Consider the following 24,890-nt stretch of genomic DNA (forward strand, 5'->3'; position numbering starts at 1 on the left):
CGGCTCATCCTTTCGGACGCAGTTCTGCGGGGCAACATCCGCTCCTGCCGCTTGCCGCGCCGGCGGCCCCGGCCGGCGCGAACAGATAGATGCCGCCATGCCAGGAGATCACGGTCCACCACAGATCGCGGGTGTCCCAAAGTGCCGCAAGAATTTCCCCGACCATGCTGCTTCGAGCGGAACGAACCCACCGTCCCGCGCCCCTCCCGGTCTTATGCCGCATCGCGGCGATGCTCGCCGAGATACTAGAACACGTTTCACTGCCTGGTCGATCAAGACCTGAACGTTCTGTGGCGCAAGGAAATCCACACGCCGCACTATCGCGCCGCGGCGGACCATGGCAGTGGTCGATTCCCAGTCTCAGCACACCACCGAGTCCATCGGCACCGAATCCGGTCCCTCGCCTGTAGCCGATGAGCACGTTAGAAGGCGCGGCGGTGCGGATTGTGGATTTCGTCGGATCCTTCTCGTTAGTGCAGCTGACACGCTTCGGTTCAGGACCTGGCGTTATATCTAAAGTGAGATATCGTTGTAGGTATGAGCGAGGAGGTGACCCAGTCGCCGGGCGAGGAACCTCTCCCGGTGCTGCCCGGGTTCCGGGAGATGGCGCTACGCAGGATGTCGGAGGATCGTGCGCGGCTGATTGCCGAACTGGTGGAGCGGCGGCGGGCGGCGGGGTTGTCGCAGACCGAAGTTGCTGCCCGTATGGGTACGTCGCAGTCGGCGGTGGCGCGGTTGGAGACGGAGAACGTCGATGTGCGGACCTCGACGCTGCAGCGGTATGCCGCTGCGGTCGACAGCCGCATCACGTTGCAAGTGACGAGTACGACAGCTGAATCGAATCGGATCGGAGAACAACCTTGAGAATCGAGACGAGCACACCCACTTCTCAGTGGCAGCCCTGGCCGTCGGAGTTTCCGAACTACTACCCGGCGAAACGTGAACAACCGCAGCCTGTTCCGGTCCCGCCGCCCTCGACGCAGGTGTGGATCGATCCTCGCCCGGACGGACCGGCGGAAGCGTTGCTCATGCAGCGGACGGTTATCGCGCGCGGGCATTTGGACGCCGCGGCTGCCACCGAGCTGTGCGCTCGGTTGCTGACGTTGGACGCTGAGAGCGCCCGACCGATCCGGCTCGAAATGTACGGGCTGGAAGCGGATCTGCTCGACGCCAGCACTGTCACCGATGTGCTGGACGTGCTTCGCGCGCCCGTGAGCGCCTACGTGAGCGGCACGCTCGGCGGTGCAGCGCTGGGAGTGCTCGCATCGTGCGAGCATCGCTACGCCTACAGAAGTGCCCAGTTCGTGTTGCGGGAGCCATCGGTACGTCTGGAGGGCGGGCTCAGCCGTGTCGAACCGCGACTCGAACACGCACGAGCCATGTTCGACACACTGCTCGCTCGACTGGCGGAACTCACCGGTCGCGACACAGACCAGATCCGTCAAGACCTCGAACAGCAACGGACACTCACGACCCCCGCCGCTGTCGAGTACGGGTTGATCGAGGGCCCCGCAACCCGCGAATAATCGCGCTGAACGCACAAGCCCCCGGCATCGGCGGACCCTCGGACAACGGTCGGTGCGTCACCATCAAAAAATCATCGGCATAGATCAAAGGGCCTACAAAATGGCCTATGACACAGTGCTTTTCGCAGATCTGGGCACTCGATCCCCACTCCGCGACAGCCCGAGGGTGTCGGGGAAGGCTTGACCCTGACGCTGCGTCGGGGTTGCACCCTTGCTTCATGACGAAGAACATCGCTTCCGCGGCTCGGCCTGCTCCGCCGATCGGGGAGTTTCAGGAGGTCGACGGCCGCCGCGTTTTCGTGCATCGGCTGGGCAGTGGCGGGCCGGCCGTCGTGTTCCTGCCGGGCGCGGGTGCGGTCGGTCTGGACTATTTCGCTGTGCAGCAAGGGGTTTCGCAGTTCTGCACCGCAGTGGTGTACGACCGTGGCGGCAGCGGGTACAGCGATCCGGTCCCGCTGCCGCGCACCGCCGCCGCGGTCGCGATGGAACTACACGAGTTGCTGCACGCCCAGGACCTCGAAGCCCCGTACGTCCTGGTCGCGCACTCCCTCGGCGGCGCCTACGCGCATCGGTTCACGCAGTTGTACCCGCAGGAGGCGGCCGGGCTGGTCTGGTTGGATGGCTTCCACCGCGACTGGGAGGATTTCATGCCCGCTGCGGCGAGCCCGGCTGCCGGCCGGCAGCCGGCGCTCGATCCCGAGCAGATCCGGCAGATGCGCCCAGCCCTGCACGAGATGTTCGCCGGACTGGTGGCGGACTACCCGCGACACATGCGGCAGCCGCTGATCGAAGCCCATGTCAGCGACGAATGGCTCCGGGTCGGCATCGCCGAACGGGGCAGCTTGGTTGCACTCGCCGACGAACTGCGTGCCGGGCCGGACATTCCCGACGTACCGGTGGTCGCGCTCACCGCCGAGGGCACCGACCCCGGCCCGCAGGCGTCGATGCCGGAGCAGACGATATGTGCGATACAGGAGGGCATACGGAGGATGGCCACGGCCGTGGTGAGCACGGTGTCGTTCGGGGAACATCGCGTCGTCTCCGATGTCGGCCACCACCAGCTGTGCTTCACGCGCCCCGATGTCGTGGTCCAGGCGATCCGCGACGTCGTCGACCAGGTGGCTCGCGCCTGAACTCGGCTTGGCCATGTTTCCCGAAGACCGGAGGCCTACGGTGCTCACGATCGGCCAGCTCGCGGCAACCGCCCGCGTTACCGTACGCACCGTCCGCCACTACCACCAGGTCGGCCTGTTGCCCGAGCCTGAGCGCGATGCCTCCGGCTACCGCCGGTACAGCGCGCAGGCGGCGGTAGATCTCGTCCGGATCAGGACTCTTGCCGATGCCGGAGTGCCGCTGGCCCGCATCGATGCGCTGCTGCACGCACAACCAACCGAATTCGCAGCTGCCATCACCGATATCGACACCGCATTGCAGACCAAGATCGAGCAGCTCACCGAGCATCGCCGCCGCATCGCCGAATTGGCAAGCGGCGAAGAGCTTGTCCTGCACCCCGAGATGGTCGCCATACTGAACCGGCTTCGCAGTCTCGGAGTCAGTGAACGGACGGTCCGACTCGAACGCGACTGGTCGATCCTGATGCAGGCGTCGGACCCGCATGCGGTGCCGCAGTGGATACGGGACAAGAACGCCGGCTTCGACGACCCCGAGAAGATTCGCCTGTATCTCGCATGCGATCAATCAGTCGACTGGGATCCGCACGATCCGCGCGTGGATCGGCTCATCAACGACCTGGAAACATGGGAGATCGAACACGAAGGCAACAGCAGCCGGCCTGAGAACCCGACGCCGGTCTTTTCCCTGATCCTAAGGGAGTCACCGGCATGGCATCGAATCGTGGATACGCTCGCCCGCCGTGCCGAGCGGCGCCGAATCGCCGTGCCCGACAGCTGACCGAAGGCCCCTGGTCGTGCTGCGATATGCCGGTTGGGCCGGCCATCCCGACCCGCCGACATATCGAACTTCAGCCTCACAAATCCCGAATTGCCTTTGCTCACCAGCGATTACGGCTAGGGAGTGGATCCTGACCATCGCTCGGCACCATCACTGAACGCACGACCGAACGCGCTATGCCGCATAGTGCGCGGCCCGAACCGGCCAGCGCGGGCCTGTGGAAGATCGATGGGCCCAGCGCCTCACAGGTGCCTGCACGCACATGCCGACGAGCGGATGTCAGCGGGCAAATTTTGCGACGGCCTGCGCGGTGACCGGGGTGAAGAGGTTGATCAGGTTGCCGTCGGGGTCGCGAAGCAGCAATGACCGATTGCCCCACGGCATGGTCGTGGGCTCGTTGACGAAGTCGTCGACCGTGTCCCGCAATCGGTGGTAGTCGGCATCGACGTCGGGGACCAGGAACTCGATGATCGCGGTGTGGTTGTCGGCTGGGCGCGCGCTGCCGGCCGCGAACAACGCGACGGTGCGGGTGCTTCCGATCGCGAGTGTGCCGGCCGGTGTGACGATTTCGGCGAAATCCGGTGTAGCCCAGGTGGCTTCGACACCGGTCAGGTGCTGATAGAAGCCGACCAGCCGTTGGATGTCGCCGGTGATCAAACGGATCGAGACGAGGTTCATTGCGGACTCCTGTTGTTGGTTGGGGCGGAGGTTGCGCCGCCCGCAGGCCACGGTAGAGCCGATACCGGACAGTTTCCGCCCGGTATAGATGAGAGAATTTCCTGATGACGCGCCCCACCGCCCGAGTGCTGGCCCTCCTCGAGCTGTTGCAGACCGGCGGCACCCATACCGTCGGCGAACTCGCCGGACGGCTCGGCGTCGATGAACGCACCGTCAGGCGATACGTCACCCATCTCACCGACCTGGAGATCCCCGTTCGATCGGTGCGGGGCCGCTACGGGGGATACCGGCTTGCCCCGGGGTACCGAATGCCGCCGCTGATGCTGACCGATGACGAAGCGGTGGCCGTGTTGCTCGGACTCCTCACCAGCCGCGGCGTCGGTCGATCGAAAACAGCCGCCGACGCGGCCGACAGCGTTGCGGCCAAACTCCGTCGCGTCCTGCCCCCACGTCTGACGGCCCGGCTGGACGCACTGATGGACACCGCCGAATTCACCGCTGACGCCCGCCCGGAGGCTGCTGTCGAGACCGCGGTCCTGCTCGGGCTCGCCGAGGCCACCCGCGAGCGCCAAACGGTCGCGATCGGTTACACCGACCGGAACGGGCGCCGCAGTGAGCGGACCGTACACCCATACGGGCTCGTCGCCCACTCCGGCCGGTGGTATCTGACGGGGATGGACAGCAACAGCGACGAACTACGTCAGTTCCGGCTCGACCGCATCACGGCGGTGACAACACTGCCCGGAACGTTCACTCCGCCAGCGGGATTCGAGCCGACCGAGCATCTGCTGTCCGCACTTGCGACGGCGCCCTATCGGTACGAGGTATCGATCCGAGTTCAGGGCGCCCTCACCGAGGTCCGCCCACTGCTCCCCGCGGCGATCGCGACCGTGCACGAGATCGACTCACTTCCTGACACCCACCCGTGGGTCCGGGTCCGAATCCGAGCCGAACAACTCGACTGGATTCCCCCCGTCCTGGCCGGCCTGAACCGCCCGTTCGTCATCGAACACCCCGACGCACTGAACGACGCCGTGCGCGCCCTGGCCCGCCGGCTCACGGCAGCCGCCGACGGTCGAACCGAAGCCCACCGGTAGACCCGTGCCGCCATACAGCGCGAACGTACGGGAATACCGCCACCCGCGCTGTTCGACCGGCCGGCGCGCGGCGTCGGAAGCCCAACGGCCCGAGCGCCGTACGGCAGCCGGCAGTGCACTACTTTGCCGAGTTTCGGACGACCGGTGCAATCCCGCACAAGCCGCTGTAGAACAGCAATTTCGCGCCAATTCCTCAGCTGTAGTGCACGTTTAGAACGGTTGGGTTGGCCGTTCATGCGCACATGGCAGCGTGCTCTTCTACCGCTGGTCGTGTGGTTGGAACCGGCTGCGGGGCCTGCCGTGCGAGCGCACCCACATGCCGAAATCCAGTGCGCCTTGGTCCGTCTGGATGTTCGGTCTGTCATGGGTTATCGCCGATGCTTGCCGCGAACACCGCATCACCCTCGCCCGCACCGGAGTTCGACTGTTCCACCACTGAATCGCGGCGACTGCCGAGGCCCATCGATCGCAATCATCCGCTCGTGCCGCATACCGCGCTGGCGGAACCGGCCAGCGCGAGCGCTCCGAAGATCAACGGGCTGAGATCATCTCACCCGACTGGGCCCGCCATCGAGCGCTCATCACCGGCCTCTGATGTCGTATGGCCCAGTTCGGGTTCGATCGGTGCGGTGGTTTTCGCGTCGGGTAAATAGCATCAGGGCGGCTGGCAACAGGACCCGGGCGCCAGCGACGGCCATTGGCGAGTTCCGTTCTGTTGGCGGTGCGGCGTCGCCGCGCCCGATTTTCAGCGGTGGACGTGTCGAGGCGATCATGTGGACGCATTTACTGCGCGGTCCAGTCCGCGCACGGGCATCAAATGTGACGAAGTCCAACCGCGAAACGTGATGCAGGTCATTGCCCGAGACGGCGCGGTTGGGCATCGTCGTCAATTCGTTTTTGGAAAGAACCTGGTTGGAGATGCCTAAATGGCCGACCACAATTTTGCTTACGACCTCACCCTGGACGAGGTACGACGGCGCAGCGCTGTCCTCGCCGCGCTCGGTGACGACTGGGATCCGGTCGCGGTACTCGCCGAGGAAGAACTGGCGTACGACATGCTGTACTCGAATCTCGACGATGAGCAGCAGCGGATCTACGACGAACTCGTCCGGGCCGGGATCCTGCCGGATCGGGCGATTCGCCCTATTGCCGACTGATCTCACCGCCGAGCACGAACCATGACCGTGTTCGGCTGGTCGCCTCCAGCGAGTGGTGACCTGGCCGCTCCGGCTCTCGGCTGAGTTCGTGAGCAGTGGATGCGCGAGCTCGACAGCTCACTGCGGTCGACCGGGTCGGTTTTACGGCCGTTGCCGGTAGCGACGACCCGCACCTGCGCCGAGAGTCTCGCGGGCACATCCAAGACGGATTCACCATCGTGGACCAGGCGAAGCGCGAGGTGGCGGCCGAGGCCGTCGCATCCCTCGACCGCCCGCACGTATTCGGTGAATTGCTGTGCGGCGGTCAGCATTTCAGTACGGACGGTATGGATACTTCGTGGACCTAGTGCACTGGCGCTCGCGGAGGAGCGAGGTCGGCCGGATCTGGAAGCGGAGATCTTGGCGTGATCGTGCGCAGGCATGGTTTCGGAGAGGAGCAGCCCGACGCAGCAGTGGGTGGCTTCAGAGGGGCTGCAGCCAGGCGAGCCACCCGAGTATTGAGCGGGAGCGGAGTTGGGTTGCGCCCGCACGGTGATCGGCCTCGCCCCGCCGCAAATTTGGCGCGGGGCGAGGCCGACTGTGGAGTTGGGTGTTAGGGCCTCGAAGCGTCGGAGGCCGCGGTGTTGTTGTTTCGGGTGCTGATGTGCATGGGGACTGGCCCGTTGGGTCCACCGGTGAAGGAGAATTGGGGGCGGATCGGCGTGGTGGTCGCCGGGTTCATCTCGACGTGCTGGGCGATGGTGGCCAGTGCGAGGACCGCTTCGGTGTTGGCGAAGACGTGGGCGACACACATGCGTTTGCCGGCCCCGAAGGGCAGGGCGGCGTGACGGTGCGTGGTTGTCAGGTTTTCGGTCAGGTAGCGGGCAGGATCGAAAGCGCCCGCGTCCGCCCATACTCCGCTGTGATGGTGCAGGGCGTGGAGGCTGACGATGACGGTGGTTCCGGCGCGAACCGGAAAGTCGCCGAGCATGTCGTCGGTCTTCGCGACGCGGCCGAGTCCGACGATCGGTGGATATAGTCGCATGGTCTCGGCGACAACGGCTTTCGTCCATGGCAGGAGGTCGACGTCGGCGGTGGTGGGGGTGCGTCCGCCCAGGACGTCGTCGAGTTCGGCGTAGAGGCGGGTGCGGGCGTCGGGGTGTTCGCCGAGCAGTTTCCATGTCCATGCGAGTGCGGTCGCGGTGGTTTCGGTGCCGGCGCCGATGAAAGTCATCAGTTCGTCGTGGATCTCAGCGTCGGTGTAGCGGTGTCCGGTTTCCGGGTCCTGGGCATCCATTAGCAGTGCGAGCAGATTGTCGCGGCGGGTGATCGCACCACGGCGGTGATCGGTGATCAACTGGTCGATCACCTTCTCGACGTGACGGAGGTCGGCGACCGTGCGCGGTGCGAGAATCCAGCACGCGGACCGCATGACGCGTATGGGCAGGTCGTGGCGATTGGTCAGCTCGGCGAGTGCGTGTAGCCCTCGGGAGGTGCCGGCGACGAACCCGACCCCGAACAGCCGCAGCATCCGGGACAAGGTGATCTCCGACATCGGTCCGGTCAGGTCGAGGCCGAACATGGTGCGGGCGACGATATCGAGGGTGAGCCGGCTCATTTCGGCGTTCATGTCCACCGAGGCTCCGCGGGCGCCGAGTTGAAGAATGCGCTGGGCGCAGTCGTGGGCGGCGTCGGTGATGGGGCCCGAGAGGGTGGCGATGTTGCGTTTTCCGAAGACGGGTGCGACGAGCCGGCGGTTGCGTTGCCAGCGTTGTTCGTCGAGCTCGGTGACCAGGCCGCGTCCGAACGCGACGGCGAGCATGTCGTACTCTGCGCTCTTGGTGTAGTTGGCCTGGTTGGTCACCAGGATGTGCCGTGCGTGCTCGGGGTTGCGTATGACGACGAAGCGCTGCAACGGCATTCGTGCCACGAGTATGTCGTCTTGTCCGGGCAGCTGGGCTCCGTAGAACTCGGCCAGGGTGCGGTCGCGCCGCAATGGCATCCCTCGTACGGCGAGTCTCCAGGACTGCCGCCATGACACCGGGGTGCGGTGCCAGCGCAGCGGCGCGGGCTGCCACCGGGGCGGGTAGAGCGTCTTGTCGGGTGTCACCTGTGTAGTGGTCATGGCCAATCCCCCTGTACGCGTGGACGTTTGTCGCAGCGTATGCCGCGTGTCAGGGGGTACACGTCCGCCGTTCGGAGGACACCGCGGAACACGATCCAGGTTATCGTCGGATCATGACTGCGCCCGAGCGGTGGGATTTCTGGTACCGGATCTGGAGCGCTTACGTGGTCGGTGGCCTCATCGCCACCGGAGTTCTCGTCATCGTGTTGCGGCGCACATATGCCGGCGAAACATGGGCGGGCTTGACGGCATTGGCCTGTCTGCTGGCGTGGTCCGCGTTGCTGGCTCCGCGTCGCAGGAATCCCGATGCGTTCTATCGACGTAGGGTGGACCGGAATTCGGCGCTGTTCGTGGTCGGTGTGCTGGTGTTGTTTCACGCCGCCGCCTGGTGGTCGCCACCCGCGCTCGCCGCGGTGATGGTGGTATATGCGCTGATCTACATGGCGTTGCCGGTACGAGCCGCGATTGCGGTCGCGGCCGCGGTCAGTTTCACACCCCTGGTCTTCGCGCTTCTCGCTCAGTCCCAGGTGCCGTTGGGACTGGCGATATCGCTGATCGCGGTCGTGTTCAACCCGGCGATCGGTGCGACGATCACCCTGGCCATCGACCGAGGTGAGCAATTGGCTGTGCTCGTGGACCAGTTGGAACGCAGCCGCGCCGATGTCGCACGACTGTCCCGGGAAGCAGGTTCGATGACCGAACGTGCCCGCCTGGCCAGAGAAATTCATGACACTCTGACACAGGGGTTCACCGGGATCGCGACACTGGCCCAGGCCGTGGAATCGGAGATGGATACCGACCCGGGAGCCGCTCGCCGGCATCTGGCCTTGATCGAGGCCGCCGCGAGAGAGAACCTGATCGAAGCACGCACCATGGTGGAAACATTGACACCACCGGACCTGGGGCGTGGCTCCCTTGCCGAGTCCCTGCGCCGCCGCGGTCGCAAACTCACCGACGAGACCGGAATCGCGGTGACCGTGAACGTGGATCCGGCTGTGCCCCAGCTCGATACCAGCACCGAGGTGGTGTTGCTGCGCGCCGCGCAGGAGGCGTTGACCAATATCGGCAAGCATGCACGCGCTGACAGTGTCAGGGTCGATCTCGTACGAACCGAGCATGGTGTGCGACTGTCGGTGGCGGACAACGGAATCGGCTTCGACGAGGACGACGTCGATGGATTCGGGCTGCCCGGCCTGCGTAGCCGGGCACGGGAGATCGGCGCGGCGGTCACCGTGCACACCGGCCCGGGCGCGGGTACTCAGGTCGATCTCGTGGTGCCTGCATGATCACCGTCCTGCTCGTCGACGACCACCCGGTGGTGCGCGAGGGCATGTGCGGAATGCTGTCCCGCGAAACCGATCTCGCCATCGTCGGCGAGGCCGCCGGAGGGGCCGAGGCCATCACGGTGGCCACCGCACTTCGACCCGACGTGGTGCTGATGGATCTGCGGATGCCCGAGATCGACGGCGCCGCGGCAACCCAGGCGATACTGGCTGCCTGCCCCGAGACCCGGGTAGTGGTCCTCACCACCTACGACACCGACACCGACATCCTGCGCGCTGTGGAGGCAGGCGCGTGCGGATACCTACTGAAAGACAGCTCACGGGCGGAAATCGCCACCGCCGTACGCGCAGCCGCACGCGGCGAGACAGTCCTGACACCCTCGGTGAGCGCCCGGCTGCATCGCCGAAACCGCCAGTCGCAGACCGAGCTGTCAGCGCGTGAACTCGAAGTCCTACGACACGTCGCACACGGATCGACCAATGCCGAGATCGGTCAAGCCCTGCACATCAGCGAAACAACCGTCAAAACCCACCTCCAGCGAGCATTCGCCAAGCTCGACGTGTCGGACCGCACCGCTGCGGTCACAACAGCCCTGGCGCGCGGGCTCCTCGTCACGCCGTAAAGTGCCAACGCTTCATCGCAAGCCGGCCGACTCGGGGTGGCTGGCGGCGAGACCGACTGCGGCCCAGAGATATCCGTTAGTGCCGGATGCTGTGCGGTTCACAACCGCGATATTCCATTGCTCGCCGAACCGATCTGCGGCTACCTTCGTCCGGATGGGGCGCACCGTCATCATCGGCGACATCCACGGCTGCTTCGATGAGCTACTCGAGCTACTCGAGAAGGTTGAACTCACCGAAGACGACCTCCTCGTCAGTGTCGGTGATCTGGTCGACCGCGGCCCGAAACCACACGAGGTGGTCAGTCTTTTCCGTGAACGCCCGAACTCGGTGGTGGTCATGGGCAACCACGAACGCAAACACGTCCGCGGGATCTTCTCCTACGCCCAGGAAATCACCCGACTGCAGACCGGCGATGGTTACGCCGATATGGTCGACTGGATGCGGACGCTTCCGTACTACTTCGAAAACGAACATGTCCGCGTTGTCCATGCCGGCATGGTGCCCGGTATCCCGCTCGCCGACCAGCGTGCGGAGGTCCTTTGCGGTTCCACTCGCGGTGAGCGCGAACTCAGCGCTCTGTTCCCGGACAGCGTCTGGCACGACCACTACACCGATGCCAAGCCGATCGTGTTCGGACACCACGTAACCGGCAACGAGCCACTGATTCGCGACGACCGGATCTTGGGCCTGGACACCGGGGCCTGCCACGGCGGAACCCTGACCGCACTCAGCCTGCCGGACTTCGCGATTCACTCGGTGCCGGCGCATACCGATCACTGGTTGCAAGTCAGGCGCCAATGGCAGCTGCCAGTCCTGAAAACCAAACCGTGGGCCGACTACACCTGGCCGGAACTGAGCGAGGCAATCGCACGATTCTCCTCGAAACCCGATGCCGCCAGCCACGCCTGGCTGACAGCGGTCGAGGAATGGGCAGCCGAGCTCCAGTCGGCGTTCCCTGCTCTTGTCGCCGCCGCCCACCACACCGCCGACGGACTCGACACCGATCAGCTACGACAGCATCCCGCCGCACTGTTCCTGTTCCAAGCCCGCCACGACAGGCTTGATCTGCAAAGCCTGACCCGGCAATGTATCACTCCCCGCAGAACGATAAACCTCGCAACCGCACTGGATTTCGACGTGCCCGAACTACCCCGATAGCCGAAACGCCCGGGTCATTTCAGCCCGACTACTGCACAGCCGCAGCGCATTTCCATGCCGCTGGTCGCCCGGCCGCGGGGTCTGCAATGCCGAATTGAGTGCCTGTTTGCTTCCCGGCGCCGAGCTCGAGAACATTCGGACCCTTGGCCTTCGACGACCGATAGTGCGGTGTCGTCATCGGAGAGGAACTCGTCGTGGACACGGAAATCGATTGTGGCAGGCCAGAATTGAGCTGCCATCGCCTGGACTTGAACTGAGCCTCCTTGTCTCGCTGGCCCTTTTGGCGGGGGCCATCCGGCCTTTTCAATGGCGACCACGATAAAGGCTCGGTCTGGAACTGACAGGAGCTTTGATGTTCGATACCGGCGTTTTCCACCGGACTTGCTGGCGTGATCGCTGACGGCTTGTAGATGGCGCATCCCACTTCTATCCTTACGGGCAGGGGGGCGGACCCCGCGGAGTAGAGATGATCTACGACAATCTGCTAGCGCTGACAGCGCGGGCACCGAGCACCAGCGGATTGCGGCAGGGCGAGGCATTTACGCCCTACGCCGCATTGGTCGAGCGGATCGGCCGGCGCGCCGCCGGCTTCATCGACCGTGGCATCGGGCGCGGCGATCCCGTTGCCCTGCTGATTCCGAACTCGCCCGATCTTTTCGTGACCGCCCACGCGCTCTTCGCCATCGGCGCCATCGCGATGCCTCTCGGCGAGACGGCCACGCGATCCGAACTTGCCGCACTCGCACAAAAGACCGGACCCAGCGCAGTCATCTCAACTCCCGGTCTTGCCGCTGTTGCCGAGACGCTGATCGCAGATGCAGCCCCCGGCATTCCCTTGCTCTTGACGAGCGCCCTTCCCGAAGGAAGCGCAACCGCCCAGCTGCCGAAACTGGGAGGCGATACAACGGCGCTCTACCTCTTCTCGTCCGGCTCGACCGGGTTGCCCAAGGTGGTGCCGCACACCCATGCCGAGCTCGTCGCTGATGGTGAACGAGCCAGCACAGCCTGGGAAATTCAGCCCGACGATATCGTTTTGGACATTCTGCCGGGCAACTTCTCATTGGGCTTCTTACTGGGCGCTACGCAAGCCGTCGCCGGCGGTGCAACGACGCTCTATTGGAGCGATCCCCTGCCGCTGGCGCTTTCGCGCAAGAAGCTGCTCGACACCATGGTTCGCGAGCGCGTCACCGTCATGGGTGCCGTTCCGGCAATGTACGAAATCGTCACCGGTCAGACCGGCAGTTTCGACCTCAGGATGCGCCTGGCCTTCTCGGGCGGCGTCGCACTGAAACGGCCGATCTTCGAAGCGGTGCGCGAGCGCCTGGGTACCCCACTTCGTCAGGATTACGGCTCGACCGAAGCGAGCATGTTCTCGCACAACAACTCCGCCGACCTCGACGCGAGCTGGGCATCGGTGGGCAAGCCCGCGGGCGACGCCAGGGTCCGCATCGTCCCGTTCGACACCGAATTCGGCCCATCCGTCGGCGAAATGGAAATCAGATCATCCTCGCTCATGCGGGGCTATCTCGGCGATGCCGTGGCCAATGCTGAGGCGTTCGATGAGGGCTGGTTCAGGACCGGCGATCTTGCCTCGCTCGATGAAGAAGGTCGCATCTTCATCCGTGGCCGCAGCAAGCTGCTGATCGAGGTATCCGGCTACAAGATCGACCCCATCGAAGTGGAGGAGACGCTCATGGCCTTGCCTGCTGTCGCCGAAGCCGCAGTGGCGGGTCTCCCGGACTCGCGCAACGGCAATCGGCTGATCGCGTTCGTCGTCAAAGGGGCGGAGGTGTCGGCCGCTGAGTTGATCCGCTACGCCCGCGAAAGGCTGTCGGTTCAGAAGGTCCCGGACGAGATCGCGTTCATCGACGCACTGCCGCGGAGCGCGGCCGGCAAGGTGCTCCGTGCGCGGCTGCGCGAGCTCTAGGCGGGCTGAGCCGCTCGCTGCGAAACATAGGCCGCTATGTTCGCAGGCGATTCGAACAGCTCCGGCCGTATCTCCGTGTCCGGGATGCTGATCTTGAATCGCTCCTCGAGGAAATACACAAGTTTTACCAAACTGATCGAGTCCAGCAGGCCTGCCTCGAGCAAAGGGGTCTCGCGATCGACCGGCGCACCGCCGGTTTCGGCCACCATGGCGGAGATATACTCGACTATCGGTCGTTCGATATCGTTCATCACTTGAGTCCCTTATGTAGTCGGCATACTAGCCAATTTCATCGCGACCTGGAATGGTATTCGAAAACCTGGGAGGAAAGCTTGGGCGAAATGCGCCCGCTGGGCGAAAAGGAACAACTGCTCAGCCATTTGCATGTCCATGGCGGGCTGATCACCATGCAGGTGCTGCATGTGCGCGGCCGCCTCGATCCGGCTCTGGTGACGCGCGCGCTCGCCTGGCTACAGACCCAGCACCCTATCCTTCGCGCTCATATCCGCTACGGCAAGCTCGTCTGGCGACACATGCCGTTCTTCGCCTATCGCCAGCCCTGGTTCGACACCGAGGGCACAACGGAGATCCCGTTGAAGGTGCTCGACGACGCCGACCCGGACGCTTGGCGCACGGTTTTTGCCTCTGAGATCCGCACACCGATCCCGAAGGGCAACCATCCGCGCCTGCGGGTAGCGCTGGTGCGGCAGTCGCCCGACGCCGACCTCAACCACATCGTCATTTGCGCCGATCACGCGACGCTCGACGCCCAGTCCGCCAACATGCTCGCTCGCCAGCTTCTCGAATTCCTCGCCGATCCAGCCGCGGCGCAGCTGAAACCCCCGCTCGACACCACGCTGCCCCCGTCGATCGAGGACAGCCTGCCCACCAAGTCCGGCAGCGGCAAGAAGACCACCTATACGCCGGCCATTCGGCTACCCAAGCAGGCGGTACCCGACCGGAAGAAAGAAACGCGAGTACTGGCACGTCACCTCGAGCCCGTCGTAACGGCAACGCTCATGGATGCCATCAAAGCCAACAGAACGACGCCTCACGGTGCGGTAACGGCAGCCTTCCTGCTCGCTATGCGCGAGCGGTACAGGCTCGATGCCATGACCGTGTTGACCACGGTCGACCTTCGTCGCCTCAGTAAACTTGCGCGGGCGCACGAGACCTTCGGTTGCTACGTCGACATTCTGCGTACCGAGCACCCGATAACCGACGACTTCTGGGCAACCGCCCGTGACGCCTCGTTCAAGCTGATCGCCGCGCTGGCCAAGGACCACGAGTCCGCCTCGATGATGAAGTTTCCGGGATGGGAAGTGTATCGGCACGAAGCCGGCCCAGGGCTCCGGAACAACCGGCGTCTCGACGGACTTGCTGTGACCACGATCGGCGATTCCGGCCTGCAGGCCGGCTACGGCGCCTACACGCTCGAGGACGTCACCAGGGCCGTTTCGCTCGACATGTTCGGCCCGTCACTGTTCGTGATCGCCAACGAGCGGCTCGGTGGCCTCGACCTCAGCGTCGGGTACTCGGCACTTGCGATGAGCGACGATGAGGTATGCCGGCTCACCGACAACGCGGTGGCCCGGCTCGAGCTAGCTGGATAAAGCGCCACGCCGATCGCAGCACGCCCCGCGTCGTGGACGAGGTCCCGGAGACCGACCTGGCCGGCCGCCGAGTCGTCCTCTGGCGCGGGCGGATTCGAGTCCTTCGAGGGTGCCCGCGCTGATGAGGTCGTTCGCGGGCCGACCCGTCGATGCGATCGAAACCGTGCTGTCCGCGGACGGCGGTGGTGAGATGGGTGCTATGAGTTTCCCTCGGCGGGCCGGGCTGGTCGTGATCCTCGCCTCGCTGGCGCTCGTGGCCGGGTGTGGGCCGGACAACGATGCCTACGTCGCCCTGCAGAACGCCATGAAGGAGAACATCACAGCCAAAGACCACCGGCCGGTGCAGTCGGTGTCGTGCGAACCGCATGTCCACGACACGATGCGAGAAGAGACCGCGCATCTGAAATGCGTCGTAGTGTTCACCGATGGCTCGTCGTATACCGCCAATGCGGTGATCCAGAACCAGAATTCCGGCGGCAGGCACAACATGCCGGACTCCTACAGCTGGGACCGTCCTCCCTCGCAGTGAGGTGCCCGCACAGCTGCTTCGACTTGGTTCAGGCAACGGCTCCGTGGCGACAGGCAGAGATAACCGGATGGAACACAAGTCTGTGAGCGCTGAAGCCCTGGTTGCTGTTGCCGCACTGTGGATGCCGAAGAACCCCGAGGTACTCACTTGCCCGAGGACATCCGCGACCATGTCCTCGGAGAATACGGCTACCACCGCATCGAAACCGGATTCAACGAGGGCTTCGGGTCCGCCAACCCGACGAACGTGTAACCGAGATCGCCCGCAGTGCGGGCAGCGCCTCTGCCAGCGCCTCGAGTTGACGCCGGGTATCGAGCGAGCCGATGCGCAGGACCAGATGCTCGGCGCCCGCCTCGAGGTAGCGGCCCAGCCAGTCGACGCATTCCTCGGGTGAACCACCGAAATAGGCTTGGACCGTTGCCATTTCGTCGAGTGAGCGCCGATAGTAACGGCGCACATACCCGTCGAGCTCAGCGCGCGCCTTCGCTGAGTCCGGATCGAGGTTGATCGTCGCGTACATACCGGGCGTGATCGGACGGTCCGTCAGATCACGGATGGCAGCCCACGCTCGGGCGTACGCGTCCGCACTGGGCAAGAACGGCAGCCAGCCGTCGTAGGTCCGGGCCACTCGCCGCAACACGCGAGGGGTGTCGCTTCCGGCCAACCACACCGGCGGCCCCGCAGCGCTTGCCGCAGGCAACGCACCCGACAAGTCGTCGAACTTCCAGTAACGGCCGTCGAAACGGCTGACACCGGACCAGCTTGCGCGCCAAATCGCCACCGTCTCATCCAATCTCCCTACCCGCTCGTCGAACGAGATCCCGAGGGCCGAGAATTCGTCTCGGCTCTCGGGCAGCGGGAATCCAGCGCCGACACCGAGTACGAGCCTGTCCTCGCTGAGCTGATCCACGGTCGCGGCAGTGTGCGCACCGAGCAGGGGGTGGCGCAGGGTCGCGGTCCACGCGGCCGTACCGAACTGCACACGGGACGTGGTCGCGGCGACGGCGGCAAGCAGCGGCAGCGGGTCGACGCGGGTCCGCGCCAATGGCGAGTCTCCGATCCATACGGAGTCGAATCCTGCGTCCTCGGCAGCCACCGCCAGCTTCACCAGGCCCGCGGCATCGTGAGCGCTCGTCATGGCAGTCTCGCGGCTGGGCAGTAATACGCCGATTCGAATCATACCGACGATCCTCGGCGGTGACCGATCAGGCGGCAATTACCTTGCAGGTAAAGGCATGCGAGATCGAGTGACGAGATCCCTTGTCGCAGACCGCCATCGCTATTGCGGATGGAACGCATATCTTCCGCCATCCGGAACATGACCTTGAAGAACTCGAGCACAACCCGGTAGAACGCGACGGCAGATGCCGATGGCGGGTGCGGTCGGCGCGGTCTCTCGAGGTTGCCGACGCATTCATCGAACTCCTGGACGGTCATTCGCCGCCGGACCCTCTGTCGGGCTGCTGGTTTGTTGGAACTGGCGAATGCATGCATCAACTCGCCCGGCGGTAAGTCCGATTGCGCCATCTTGATTAGTGCCTCGCCGCGGTCTGCCCGTCATTGAGATTGCCGAAGTCGCTCGTCGGTGTGTCCGGAGCTTCAGTTCACGGGCACGGTGTGGCGGGCGATGACGTCGTCGATCGGTCGGACGGCGGCATCGTGGCCCGCGGATTCGGTGCCGTCGAGGATGGTGTCGAGAATGGCGGCGCGGTCGAGTGTGGCTGGGAGGCGATGGGATTCGCGGGCGCTGACGATGACCGCGTGCAGCAGGGTTGCGTAGACGCGGGAGCGGGGGACGGTCAAGCGCCAACCGTGGCGTTCGCGGTCGCGCAGACGGGTTTCGATGGTGTCGAGGACGTCCTGGATGACCTGGATCTCGATCAGGTCCGGATCATCGCAGGGCATGGCGACCACCGAAAAGCAGTGTGCTGTAGCCGAATACGGCGGCCCGTAACAGGGTGAACAGGGATCTGTGCGCGGTCGGCGGTGTTCGCGCCGCGCGGGGGTCGAGGACCATGCGCCCGGATGCGACCAGGGCGGTGCGTGCCCGCCAACGCACCGCGCAGGTGTCGACTCCGCATTGGAGATGCAGTCGCATCGCGATATGTGCTTGTGCGGCAGTCAGTTCGCCGGGATCGGAGTAGCACGACCACAGCCCGCGCACCGAATACCCGACCGTCGCGCTCTCGTTCGATGCAGGTTCGGGGTCGGCGGCTTGTCGCTTCTCTCGTTCGATGCGGTCGATGATCGCCTGCACAGACCACGGGTTGTTGCTGGACATTGTCACCTACCTGTGTGCCGTCGTTGTCGTCCCAGCACACCACCATCGACCACCTATGACATTGTCATTCCGGGATTTTCGGGAAACGAGGGCAAAGTCCCAGCAGCGGTGTCACTCTGGGATCGGAGCAGTGCCACCCTGACAGAGTCGAGGAGTTAGCGATGCCCGAGGAGAATCCGCGCGCTTCGCTGCCACGTCGGCAGCTCGGGCGATACATACGCCGTCAGCGCGAGGAGAACACGGTACTCACACAGGCCGAGGTTGCGGCTGCGATGCAATGGAGCCACAGCAAATACTCCCGGTTGGAGCGGGGTGAGCCCGGCAGGATTCTCGATCGAGATCTTCGTGAGCTCGGCAAGATCCTCGAGATTGCGGACGAGAAGACCGACGCCATGATCGAGCTCGCGCGGCAGGTTGCCGAAAAGACCTGGTACAACAGCTTCAATGACCTCATTCGGGCGAACTTTGATGTCTACATGCGGATGGAAACCGAAGCGGGCGCGATGGAGATCTACCGTCCCGATCTCGTCCCTGGACTGTTCCAAACTTCCGACTACGCCCGATCGCTGAACAGGATCTACTTTCCGAAAGACGGTGAGGAAGAACAGGATCGACGGATCGAACTGAAGCTCAAACGCCAGACGATCATCACTCGCAAGAGGGCTCCCATCACCATCGATCTCGTGCTCCACGAGTCAGCCCTGCACACGACAGTCGGCAATGACGTGACGATGGCGGCGCAACTGCGGCATCTCGCCGACCTCGGTACCCGCCCGAACATCACCATTCGTGTCCTGCCCTTCCGAGCCGGATTCCCACTCGGGACCCCGGTCGGGCCGTTCGTCACGCTCGACTTCAAACCGGACCCGAAAGGTGTCGCCGAACCGACGGTCATCTATGTCGAGAGTTACACCGGGGATATGTACCTTGAGGAAGAAGCCGACGTCGGCAAGTACCGCCGGGCGTTCGCGACGATCCAGCACGCCGCGTTGGACGCCGCAACCAGCCGGAACCTGCTGCGGCAGGTCGCAAGAAGGGACTCCTGACAGTGAATGATCGCCTCCGTACCCGGGAGCAGTGGTTCAAGAGCACGTATAGCTCTGGGAACTCCGAATGCGTTGAGGTTGCATTCCTCGATGGGGGACTGGTCGGGATTCGTGACTCCAAGAACCCGACCGGCCCAGCGCTGGTGTTCGCCCCCCGTGAGTGGGACGCCTTCACCGCCGGTGTGGTGGCCGGGGAACTCGACTCTCCCGCCTGATCCAGGCCGGGCCTGATCCAGTCCTCAGGCGGGATCGTTTGGTTCGGTGGCGGGATGGCGACGATGAGCTCTGGGCGCGACAGAGATTTGGTAGCGGATTGATATGGCCCGCGCGGGAAAGCTCGCGCGGGCGATGGTCGTTCATGAATGATTAACACTGCCTGTGGTTGGCTCGATAGCCACACGACGGTGACCGCGCGCGCCGGCGACCCTGTGCCATACTCGGCCGGGGTCGGGCGCAGCGCCCGAGGGAGGAAAGAGAACTCAATGGGCCTGTTCGACATGATCCGCGGCGAATTCGTCGACGTCATCGAATGGTTGGATGACACTCGCACCACGCTGGCGTGGCGGTTTCCCCGCTACGAGAACGAGATCAAGAACGGCGCGGAGCTGATCGTCCGGGAGGGGCAGCAGGCGGTCTTCGTCTACCGCGGGCAGCTGGCCGACAAGTTCGGTCCCGGCCACTACCAGCTGACCACCGAGAACATGCCGATCATGTCCACCCTGCAGGCCTGGCGGCACGGCTTCAACTCGCCGTTCCGGTCCGAGGTGTACTACGTGAACACCCGCGCCGTCACCGATATGCGCTGGGGCACACCGCAACCGGTCACCGTGCGCGACCCCGACTTCCGCATGGTGCAGATCCGCGCCAACGGCACCGCGAACGTGCGCGTCACCGATATCGAGGTGTTCCTGCGCCAGATGATCGGCACCAATGCCGAGGTGGACGCCGACGTGCTCAGCGAGCAGCTGCGGGCCAATGTCGCCCTGGCCTTCTCCGACATGGTGCTGGCCAGCGGCCTGGGCGCGATCGATCTGCAGGGCCGCCAGGTCGAATTGTCCGACAAGCTGCGCGAATTCGTCGGTCAGCGCCTGTCCGGCTTCGGTATCGGGGTCGAGGGCGTCACCATGACCATCTCCCTGCCGGAGGAGATCCAGCAGGCCATGACCCGCGGTGTGGCGCGCGGCGTCGAAGCCGGCGGCTTCATGAACAATGTCGACCTCAACCGCTACCAGCAGATGCAGGCCGCCGACGCCATGCTCGCCGCCGCCCAGAACCCCGGCGGCGGAATGGGAGCCGCCATGCAGGCCGGTATGGGCGTGGTCCTCGGCGGCCAGATGGCCGGCGCCATGCAGGGCAGCATCGCCCAGCCCCAGCAACCCGGTTACGCCCAGCCCCAGCAGGGCGGCTACGCGCAGCCCGCCGCGCCCCAGCAGGCGGCCCCGCCGCCGCTCCCCGGCCAGCAGCAGTTCCACTTCGACAACGCCGGCCAGGCCGCGGGCCCCTTCCCCATCGACCAACTACGCCAGTACGTCTCGTCCGGCCAGCTGACCCGCGACACCAACGTCTGGACCGAGGGCATGCCCGGCTGGCAACCCGCCAGTTCCGTCCCCGCCCTCCAGCCCCTCTTCGCCACCCCGCCCCCGCTCCCGGGCACCCCGCCGCCCCTGCCCCCGCAGTAGCAGCCTCCCCGCCCAGCCCGGCCGACCCGGCCCGGCCGCACCCGTCGGCACCTTGGACCGCCGACGGGTCCGCCGCCGTACCCGCGCCGTCGGAACCAACGCCCGACAATTCGGTGCGTCCCGAAAGCCCTTCCACCGCAATGCGCGACCCTCGAGTCCGCCGCACCGAGTGAGCCCAGATGAACGACAACCAGCCCCCGCACCCTTCCGGCCCGCCGCCGCTCCCGGGCAGCGACCCGGCCACCCCGCACACGGCCGACCCTCAACCCTGGACGCCCCCGCTCCCGGGTCATGATTCGAGCCAGAGTGGTCTCCCGCCGGTGCACGGGATGACGCCGCCCCCACCAGGGCCGAATGCTCCCGGTGGTGCGCCGCAGTTCGCACCCGGCGCGGGATCGCCTGTGCCGCCGCAGAATTTCGGGCAGGCTCCGGCCGGTCCGCCTCCGCTGCCGACCTCCGGGCCCGGTGAACGCGGTGTCCCGCCCATACCGCAACGCGGGGCGGTCCCGCCTCCGTTGCCAGGTGCCGGAGCCGGACAGCAACAATGGGGGACGCCGGCCGCTCCAGGTGGGCCCGGCGGAGTCCCGCCCATGCCGCAGGCCTCCCCGCCGCAGAACTTCGGCCCGCCGCCGGTCGCTGCTGCCGGGCCGGGAACCGTTGCGCCGCCGCCGCTTCCGGGTGCCGGGGTGACGGCGGGGCCGCCGCCGTTGCCGGGTGGGTTCGGACGGGGGAATCCCGGGCAGGCGCCGATGGGTGCGATGCCGCAGCCTGTGATCGTGGCGCCGGTGATTGTTCCGGGGGTCGGGGACGGCAGGGCGGTCGGGGCGGAAAGTCCTGTAGCGCAGCCGCAGGCGGGGGTGCCGGATCGGGCGATGTTGCATCAGACGGAGTTGACTCGGACGTATCCGTGTTCTTCGTGTGGGGCCCAGTTGGTGTTCGATCCGGTGGGGCAGGATCTGCTGTGTCCCAGTTGCGGGAATCGGTCTCCGGTGACGGCGCCGGATGTGGCGGTTCAGGCTCGGGAGTTGGGGCCTGCGATCGCGGCGTTGCGGGAATTGCAGGCGCATGCGGCGGGGCCGCAGGTGACGGGGGAGTGGGAGGTGAAGTGCCAGAACTGTGGTGGGACAACCGGGTTCAATGGGAGTCTCACCGCTACTCGGTGCCCGTACTGCGCGACGCCCATTCAGCGCGACGATGTGCACAATGCGCCGGCCCGGCTGCCGGTGGATGGTGTGGTGCCGTTCCTGGTGGGGGAGAAGCAGGCTCGGGAGCTGGTCGAGAAGTGGGTGTCGGGGCGGTGGTTCGCGCCGTCGAACTTCCGGAAATATCGGCGGATCGGGGCGTTCTCCAGCCTGTATACCGCGTATTTCACCTACGACGCCGATACCCAGAGCTGGTATCAGGGCGAGCGCGGCGACGACTATCAGGTGCGGGTCGGGACGGATTCGGACGGGGATCCGATCTACGAGACCCGGACCCGGTGGTATCCGGTGGCCGGTGAGGTCGCCAATGAATTCGCGGATCTGCCGGTGCTGGCCAATGACAATATGAACCGCAACCGGATTCGGGCGCTGGAACCGTGGCCGGTGGAGCAGGCGCGCGCCTATTCACCGGAATTCGTGGCCGGGCACCTGTGCCGCACCTACGACAATGATGCGGAGCAGTCGTTCCCGGAAGCGCAGCAGCGGATGGAGTCGGCGATCGAATCCACCGTGCGTGGCGATATCGGCGGTGACCATCAGCGCATCCACCAGCTCAACACGAACTGGAACTGGCTGGCGTACAAGCATCTGCTGCTGCCGATCTGGCTGCTGACGGTCGTCTACATGGACAAGACCTACCAGGTGTACATCAACGGCCTCACCGGCCAGGTGTCCGGCGACCGCCCGTGGAGCAAGGTGAAGATCATCGCCGCGATTCTGGCGGTGCTCGCGATCATCCTCACGGTGATCCTGGTGTACAGCAAGGTGCACGGCCATCACACCCCGGCGCATCCGACCGGACCGAGCCACTCGACCATCGCGCCACCGCACCCCACCACTCATCGCTGACCGACCGACGAAAGTGAGCCGACCATGTTGATTGTCGTGCTGATCGTGCTGATTGCGATCGGGGCCGCCGTGGGTGGCGTGATGCTGGTGTCCTCCCGCCAGAAGACCGCGATCGCGGCCGCCAACCAGGTCGTCCCCGGCGCCCCCACCCGCGCCCCCGCCTCCTGGGCGGGCTCGCACGACCCGGAGCCGCGCCTGCACCGCCGCCTGCGCGACGCCATGACGGCCCTGCACACCGCCGATGCCCTCGACGACGCCACCACCATCGTGCTGCGCGCCGAACTCGAGCAGGCCGCCCTGGCCTGGGACGACCGCCTGGTCGCCATGGCCGCCCTGCCCGCCGCCACCCGCGGCGAACAGCTGGCGACCGCGACCACGGCGGTGGAATCCATCGAGGCGGCGGTGGCACAGTATGTTTCGGCCGCCACCCAGCGCACCGCCGCCGACGTGAACGCGGGCCTGACCGCGGCCCGGGCGCAGCTCGAGATCCAGGCCGAGATCCGGAAATCGCTCGAGGCGGGCTGAGAGATTCACCCGGTCGGCGAATCCAGTTCCGCCAGTGAGCGAATGACCGTGATCCCGTCGTCCGGGGCGACCCCCGGCCCGCTGCGGACCAGCCAATAGGCCCGCAGCCCGGCATTTCTGGCGCCCAGTGCGTCCCAGTCGTACCTATCGCCGACGTACGCCACCTGGTCCGGCGGCAGCCCGAGCATCTCGCATCCCGCGCGGAAGATCGCCGGATCGGGCTTGGCCGCGCCGAATTCGTCCGAGCACAGGATGGCGTCCCCGAAGTGGTGCAGCAGCCCGACCGTGCGCAGCTTCCCGGTCTGGTACGGCTGGGAGGCGTTCGACACCACGCCGAGCGCCCTCCGCCCGGCGAACCGCTCCAGTACCGGCGCGGCATCCGGGAACGCCGACCACGCGGAATCCCGGTGTACCGCATAGCGGGCGAACCATGCGACCGGATCGTCGGCCGTCATACCCACGTGCGCGAGAAATCGCTCGGTCCGCACCCGCTGCTGCCCCTTGAAGGTGTGTTCACCGGCCAGGAACCGCAGATACTCTTCCTCCTCGATCGCCCGCCACAGCGCCAACGCCGCCTCCGGTGACTCGAAGCGGTCCAGGAGCTGTTCCGCCGCGAGATGCCGCAGGAATCCGATCCGCACCGTCGCGGAATAGTCGATGAGTGTGTCATCGACATCGAACAGCACACCGCGAATACTCATGCGCGCGTACCGATCACCACGGTCGCCCCCATGTCCTCACACTCAATGATCCGAGCCGACAGCCCGTACTCCCGCATGATCCCGGCGGCGACCGGAGCCTGCTCCTCGCTCTCCTCCACGAGCAGATGCCCACCGGCACAGAGCCATTCGCCCGCCACGGCGGCGATCCGCCGCAGCACGTCCAACCCGTCAGCGCCGCCGTCGAGCGCACGGCGAGGCTCGTGATCGCGCGCCTCGGGCGGCATCCACGCAATGTCCTCCGACGGCACATAGGGCGTATTCGCGAGCAGAATATGCACGCGCCCGCGCAGATCGGGCACAGCGTCGAACAGATCGCCCTCCACGACCCGCGCCCCCACTACGCCGAGATTCTCCCGCGCACAAGCCACCGCCGCAGGCTCGATGTCGGCCGCAGTCAGCTCGACCCGAATACCTTCCTCCGCCATTTCTTTCGCGAATGCCAATCCCAGAGCCCCGCAGCCGCAACACATATCGAGCGCGATCAGTGTCGAATCCGCGTGAGCGACGGTGGTCTCGGCCGGGTCCATGAGGGTTCGTGGCCGGATGGGCTGATGCTCACCGGCAGCGGTTCGGGCAGCAGTGATGGTGGTGCCGGCAGCAGCGTCAGTGGCCGTGCTGTCGTGTGCGATACCAGCGCACACGGGTAGTCGGATCATGCTGCGGCCCAGGACGATAGCCTGTTCGACCAGAAAGCTCGTGCGTTGTCGTGGGACGAAAACGCGCGGCCCGACGGCAACCCTGAGGCCGCGGAACTCCGCCCACCCCAGCAGATGTTCCAGCGGGAACCCGGCGATGCGCTGCGTGACAAGCGATTCCAGGTGGTCGGCGTCGGTGGCCGCATCGAGCAGCAGCGCGGCCTCGTCCTCAGCGAACACGCACCCGGCCGCGCGGAGCCGCGCGACCAGCGTTTCGGTGGCGGAAGGAGTCACCACGTCATTGTGCACGCCCGGACGGCCGCCCCGTTCGAGCGGGGTCCGGG

The 24,890-nt window shown here is 65.6% G+C and carries 27 protein-coding genes; 18 read left to right on the forward strand and 9 right to left on the reverse strand.

What is annotated here, in order from left to right:
• Positions 1-537: 537 nt before the first annotated feature.
• The 4 genes from ACFXIV_RS24680 to ACFXIV_RS24695 all read left to right on the forward strand — a co-directional run bounded on the left by ACFXIV_RS24680 (position 538) and on the right by ACFXIV_RS24695 (position 3,437).
• Positions 538-864: a helix-turn-helix domain-containing protein gene (locus tag ACFXIV_RS24680; RefSeq protein WP_379400197.1), complete on the forward strand. Its 327-nt coding sequence runs from the start codon at positions 538-540 to the stop codon at positions 862-864.
• Positions 861-1,526 (forward strand): ATP-dependent Clp protease proteolytic subunit, encoded by a 666-nt coding sequence (locus tag ACFXIV_RS24685; RefSeq protein WP_379400196.1) that lies wholly within the window; start codon positions 861-863, stop codon positions 1,524-1,526. The genes ACFXIV_RS24680 and ACFXIV_RS24685 overlap by 4 nt, the downstream gene beginning before the upstream one ends.
• 218 nt (positions 1,527-1,744) lie before the next feature.
• Positions 1,745-2,659 carry an alpha/beta fold hydrolase gene (locus ACFXIV_RS24690; protein ID WP_379400195.1) on the forward strand — a complete coding sequence of 305 codons (915 nt, stop codon included), beginning with the start codon at positions 1,745-1,747 and terminating at the stop codon, positions 2,657-2,659.
• Between the two features lie 40 nt (positions 2,660-2,699).
• Entirely contained in the window at positions 2,700-3,437 is a 738-nt protein-coding gene (locus ACFXIV_RS24695; protein ID WP_379400194.1) for a MerR family transcriptional regulator, read from the forward strand.
• Between the two features lie 279 nt (positions 3,438-3,716).
• Here the strand turns inward: ACFXIV_RS24695 and ACFXIV_RS24700 are convergent, their stop codons facing one another.
• On the reverse strand, positions 3,717-4,115 hold the full coding sequence (locus ACFXIV_RS24700; protein ID WP_379400193.1) for a VOC family protein: 399 nt from the start codon (positions 4,113-4,115) through the stop codon (positions 3,717-3,719).
• A 104-nt stretch (positions 4,116-4,219) separates the two neighbouring features.
• Here ACFXIV_RS24700 and ACFXIV_RS24705 point away from each other — a divergent pair, with 104 nt between their 5' ends.
• The 3 genes from ACFXIV_RS24705 to ACFXIV_RS24715 all read left to right on the forward strand — a co-directional run bounded on the left by ACFXIV_RS24705 (position 4,220) and on the right by ACFXIV_RS24715 (position 6,716).
• Positions 4,220-5,212 carry a helix-turn-helix transcriptional regulator gene (locus ACFXIV_RS24705; RefSeq protein ID WP_379400192.1) on the forward strand — a complete coding sequence of 331 codons (993 nt, stop codon included), beginning with the start codon at positions 4,220-4,222 and terminating at the stop codon, positions 5,210-5,212.
• Positions 5,213-6,138: 926 nt separating this feature from the next.
• A complete protein-coding gene (locus tag ACFXIV_RS24710) occupies positions 6,139-6,369 on the forward strand; it encodes a DUF6400 family protein (RefSeq protein WP_379400191.1) in 231 nt (76 codons plus the stop codon).
• Positions 6,370-6,587: 218 nt separating this feature from the next.
• Positions 6,588-6,716, forward strand: a complete 129-nt coding sequence (locus ACFXIV_RS24715; RefSeq protein ID WP_379400190.1) for a hypothetical protein — start codon at positions 6,588-6,590, stop codon at positions 6,714-6,716.
• Between the two features lie 245 nt (positions 6,717-6,961).
• On the opposite strand, the gene ACFXIV_RS24720 is transcribed toward ACFXIV_RS24715, so the two are convergent.
• Positions 6,962-8,473 (reverse strand): cytochrome P450, encoded by a 1,512-nt coding sequence (locus ACFXIV_RS24720; RefSeq protein WP_379400189.1) that lies wholly within the window; start codon positions 8,471-8,473, stop codon positions 6,962-6,964.
• Positions 8,474-8,586: 113 nt separating this feature from the next.
• Between ACFXIV_RS24720 and ACFXIV_RS24725 the strand changes: the two genes are divergently transcribed.
• The 4 genes from ACFXIV_RS24725 (at position 8,587) to ACFXIV_RS24740 (ending at position 13,465) form a co-directional block, all read left to right on the forward strand.
• Complete coding sequence (locus ACFXIV_RS24725) at positions 8,587-9,759, forward strand: sensor histidine kinase (protein ID WP_379400188.1); 1,173 nt, start codon at positions 8,587-8,589, stop codon at positions 9,757-9,759.
• Complete coding sequence (locus ACFXIV_RS24730; protein WP_379400187.1) at positions 9,756-10,379, forward strand: response regulator; 624 nt, start codon at positions 9,756-9,758, stop codon at positions 10,377-10,379. Before ACFXIV_RS24725 ends, ACFXIV_RS24730 begins: the two co-directional genes overlap by 4 nt.
• 154 nt (positions 10,380-10,533) lie before the next feature.
• Positions 10,534-11,538 (forward strand): metallophosphoesterase family protein, encoded by a 1,005-nt coding sequence (locus ACFXIV_RS24735; RefSeq protein WP_379400186.1) that lies wholly within the window; start codon positions 10,534-10,536, stop codon positions 11,536-11,538.
• A gap of 466 nt (positions 11,539-12,004) precedes the next feature.
• Positions 12,005-13,465, forward strand: coding sequence for a class I adenylate-forming enzyme family protein (locus ACFXIV_RS24740; RefSeq protein WP_379400185.1), 1,461 nt, complete (start codon positions 12,005-12,007; stop codon positions 13,463-13,465).
• Here ACFXIV_RS24740 and ACFXIV_RS24745 read toward each other — a convergent pair.
• Positions 13,462-13,716 (reverse strand): acyl carrier protein, encoded by a 255-nt coding sequence (locus ACFXIV_RS24745; RefSeq protein WP_379386071.1) that lies wholly within the window; start codon positions 13,714-13,716, stop codon positions 13,462-13,464. The two genes, ACFXIV_RS24740 and ACFXIV_RS24745, sit on opposite strands and share 4 nt — an antisense overlap.
• 81 nt (positions 13,717-13,797) lie before the next feature.
• Here ACFXIV_RS24745 and ACFXIV_RS24750 point away from each other — a divergent pair, with 81 nt between their 5' ends.
• Together ACFXIV_RS24750 and ACFXIV_RS24755 are read left to right on the forward strand one after the other, a co-directional pair.
• Positions 13,798-15,078, forward strand: a complete 1,281-nt coding sequence (locus ACFXIV_RS24750; protein WP_379400184.1) for a hypothetical protein — start codon at positions 13,798-13,800, stop codon at positions 15,076-15,078.
• A 121-nt stretch (positions 15,079-15,199) separates the two neighbouring features.
• On the forward strand, positions 15,200-15,607 hold the full coding sequence (locus ACFXIV_RS24755; protein WP_379400183.1) for a hypothetical protein: 408 nt from the start codon (positions 15,200-15,202) through the stop codon (positions 15,605-15,607).
• A gap of 211 nt (positions 15,608-15,818) precedes the next feature.
• On the opposite strand, the gene ACFXIV_RS24760 is transcribed toward ACFXIV_RS24755, so the two are convergent.
• The 4 genes from ACFXIV_RS24760 to ACFXIV_RS24775 form a co-directional block, all read right to left on the reverse strand.
• A complete protein-coding gene (locus tag ACFXIV_RS24760; RefSeq protein ID WP_379400182.1) occupies positions 15,819-16,787 on the reverse strand; it encodes an LLM class flavin-dependent oxidoreductase in 969 nt (322 codons plus the stop codon).
• Positions 16,784-17,044, reverse strand: coding sequence for a hypothetical protein (locus ACFXIV_RS24765; protein ID WP_379400181.1), 261 nt, complete (start codon positions 17,042-17,044; stop codon positions 16,784-16,786). Before ACFXIV_RS24765 ends, ACFXIV_RS24760 begins: the two co-directional genes overlap by 4 nt.
• A 162-nt stretch (positions 17,045-17,206) precedes the next feature.
• Positions 17,207-17,521 (reverse strand): hypothetical protein, encoded by a 315-nt coding sequence (locus ACFXIV_RS24770; RefSeq protein ID WP_379400180.1) that lies wholly within the window; start codon positions 17,519-17,521, stop codon positions 17,207-17,209.
• On the reverse strand, positions 17,499-17,888 hold the full coding sequence (locus tag ACFXIV_RS24775) for a hypothetical protein (protein WP_379400179.1): 390 nt from the start codon (positions 17,886-17,888) through the stop codon (positions 17,499-17,501). Before ACFXIV_RS24775 ends, ACFXIV_RS24770 begins: the two co-directional genes overlap by 23 nt.
• Positions 17,889-18,049: 161 nt before the next feature.
• On the opposite strand from ACFXIV_RS24775, the gene ACFXIV_RS24780 reads away from it, so the two are divergent.
• From ACFXIV_RS24780 to ACFXIV_RS24800, 5 genes are all read left to right on the forward strand, one after another.
• Positions 18,050-18,934 (forward strand): helix-turn-helix domain-containing protein, encoded by an 885-nt coding sequence (locus ACFXIV_RS24780; RefSeq protein ID WP_379400178.1) that lies wholly within the window; start codon positions 18,050-18,052, stop codon positions 18,932-18,934.
• A gap of 2 nt (positions 18,935-18,936) precedes the next feature.
• Entirely contained in the window at positions 18,937-19,149 is a 213-nt protein-coding gene (locus ACFXIV_RS24785) for a DUF397 domain-containing protein (protein WP_379400177.1), read from the forward strand.
• A gap of 267 nt (positions 19,150-19,416) precedes the next feature.
• Positions 19,417-20,613 (forward strand): SPFH domain-containing protein, encoded by a 1,197-nt coding sequence (locus tag ACFXIV_RS24790; RefSeq protein WP_379386054.1) that lies wholly within the window; start codon positions 19,417-19,419, stop codon positions 20,611-20,613.
• 1,025 nt (positions 20,614-21,638) lie between these two features.
• Positions 21,639-22,664: a hypothetical protein gene (locus ACFXIV_RS24795; RefSeq protein ID WP_379400176.1), complete on the forward strand. Its 1,026-nt coding sequence runs from the start codon at positions 21,639-21,641 to the stop codon at positions 22,662-22,664.
• Positions 22,665-22,688: 24 nt separating this feature from the next.
• A complete protein-coding gene (locus ACFXIV_RS24800; RefSeq protein ID WP_379400175.1) occupies positions 22,689-23,189 on the forward strand; it encodes a hypothetical protein in 501 nt (166 codons plus the stop codon).
• Positions 23,190-23,194: 5 nt separating this feature from the next.
• Here the strand turns inward: ACFXIV_RS24800 and ACFXIV_RS24805 are convergent, their stop codons facing one another.
• Entirely contained in the window at positions 23,195-23,890 is a 696-nt protein-coding gene (locus ACFXIV_RS24805) for an HAD family hydrolase (protein ID WP_379400174.1), read from the reverse strand.
• Positions 23,887-24,855: a methyltransferase gene (locus tag ACFXIV_RS24810; RefSeq protein WP_379421332.1), complete on the reverse strand. Its 969-nt coding sequence runs from the start codon at positions 24,853-24,855 to the stop codon at positions 23,887-23,889. The genes ACFXIV_RS24805 and ACFXIV_RS24810 overlap by 4 nt, the downstream gene beginning before the upstream one ends.
• Between the last annotated feature and the right edge of the window lie 35 nt (positions 24,856-24,890).

The sequence above is a fragment of the Nocardia sp. NPDC059236 genome (assembly GCF_042754085.1).
Lineage (GTDB): Bacteria > Actinomycetota > Actinomycetes > Mycobacteriales > Mycobacteriaceae > Nocardia.

Coding starts and splice junctions, on each gene's coding strand:
- ACFXIV_RS24730 (WP_379400187.1), top strand. CDS start 9,756: ATGATCACCGTCCTGCTCGTCGACGACCACCCGGTGGTGCGCGAGGGC.
- ACFXIV_RS24705 (WP_379400192.1), top strand. CDS start 4,220: ATGACGCGCCCCACCGCCCGAGTGCTGGCCCTCCTCGAGCTGTTGCAG.
- ACFXIV_RS24725 (WP_379400188.1), top strand. CDS start 8,587: ATGACTGCGCCCGAGCGGTGGGATTTCTGGTACCGGATCTGGAGCGCT.
- ACFXIV_RS24700 (WP_379400193.1), bottom strand. CDS start 4,115: ATGAACCTCGTCTCGATCCGTTTGATCACCGGCGACATCCAACGGCTG.
- ACFXIV_RS24755 (WP_379400183.1), top strand. CDS start 15,200: ATGAGGTCGTTCGCGGGCCGACCCGTCGATGCGATCGAAACCGTGCTG.
- ACFXIV_RS24760 (WP_379400182.1), bottom strand. CDS start 16,787: ATGATTCGAATCGGCGTATTACTGCCCAGCCGCGAGACTGCCATGACG.
- ACFXIV_RS24780 (WP_379400178.1), top strand. CDS start 18,050: ATGCCCGAGGAGAATCCGCGCGCTTCGCTGCCACGTCGGCAGCTCGGG.
- ACFXIV_RS24740 (WP_379400185.1), top strand. CDS start 12,005: ATGATCTACGACAATCTGCTAGCGCTGACAGCGCGGGCACCGAGCACC.
- ACFXIV_RS24710 (WP_379400191.1), top strand. CDS start 6,139: ATGGCCGACCACAATTTTGCTTACGACCTCACCCTGGACGAGGTACGA.
- ACFXIV_RS24680 (WP_379400197.1), top strand. CDS start 538: ATGAGCGAGGAGGTGACCCAGTCGCCGGGCGAGGAACCTCTCCCGGTG.
- ACFXIV_RS24720 (WP_379400189.1), bottom strand. CDS start 8,473: ATGACCACTACACAGGTGACACCCGACAAGACGCTCTACCCGCCCCGG.
- ACFXIV_RS24735 (WP_379400186.1), top strand. CDS start 10,534: ATGGGGCGCACCGTCATCATCGGCGACATCCACGGCTGCTTCGATGAG.
- ACFXIV_RS24805 (WP_379400174.1), bottom strand. CDS start 23,890: ATGAGTATTCGCGGTGTGCTGTTCGATGTCGATGACACACTCATCGAC.
- ACFXIV_RS24800 (WP_379400175.1), top strand. CDS start 22,689: ATGTTGATTGTCGTGCTGATCGTGCTGATTGCGATCGGGGCCGCCGTG.
- ACFXIV_RS24790 (WP_379386054.1), top strand. CDS start 19,417: ATGGGCCTGTTCGACATGATCCGCGGCGAATTCGTCGACGTCATCGAA.
- ACFXIV_RS24690 (WP_379400195.1), top strand. CDS start 1,745: ATGACGAAGAACATCGCTTCCGCGGCTCGGCCTGCTCCGCCGATCGGG.
- ACFXIV_RS24765 (WP_379400181.1), bottom strand. CDS start 17,044: ATGACCGTCCAGGAGTTCGATGAATGCGTCGGCAACCTCGAGAGACCG.
- ACFXIV_RS24775 (WP_379400179.1), bottom strand. CDS start 17,888: ATGTCCAGCAACAACCCGTGGTCTGTGCAGGCGATCATCGACCGCATC.
- ACFXIV_RS24745 (WP_379386071.1), bottom strand. CDS start 13,716: ATGAACGATATCGAACGACCGATAGTCGAGTATATCTCCGCCATGGTG.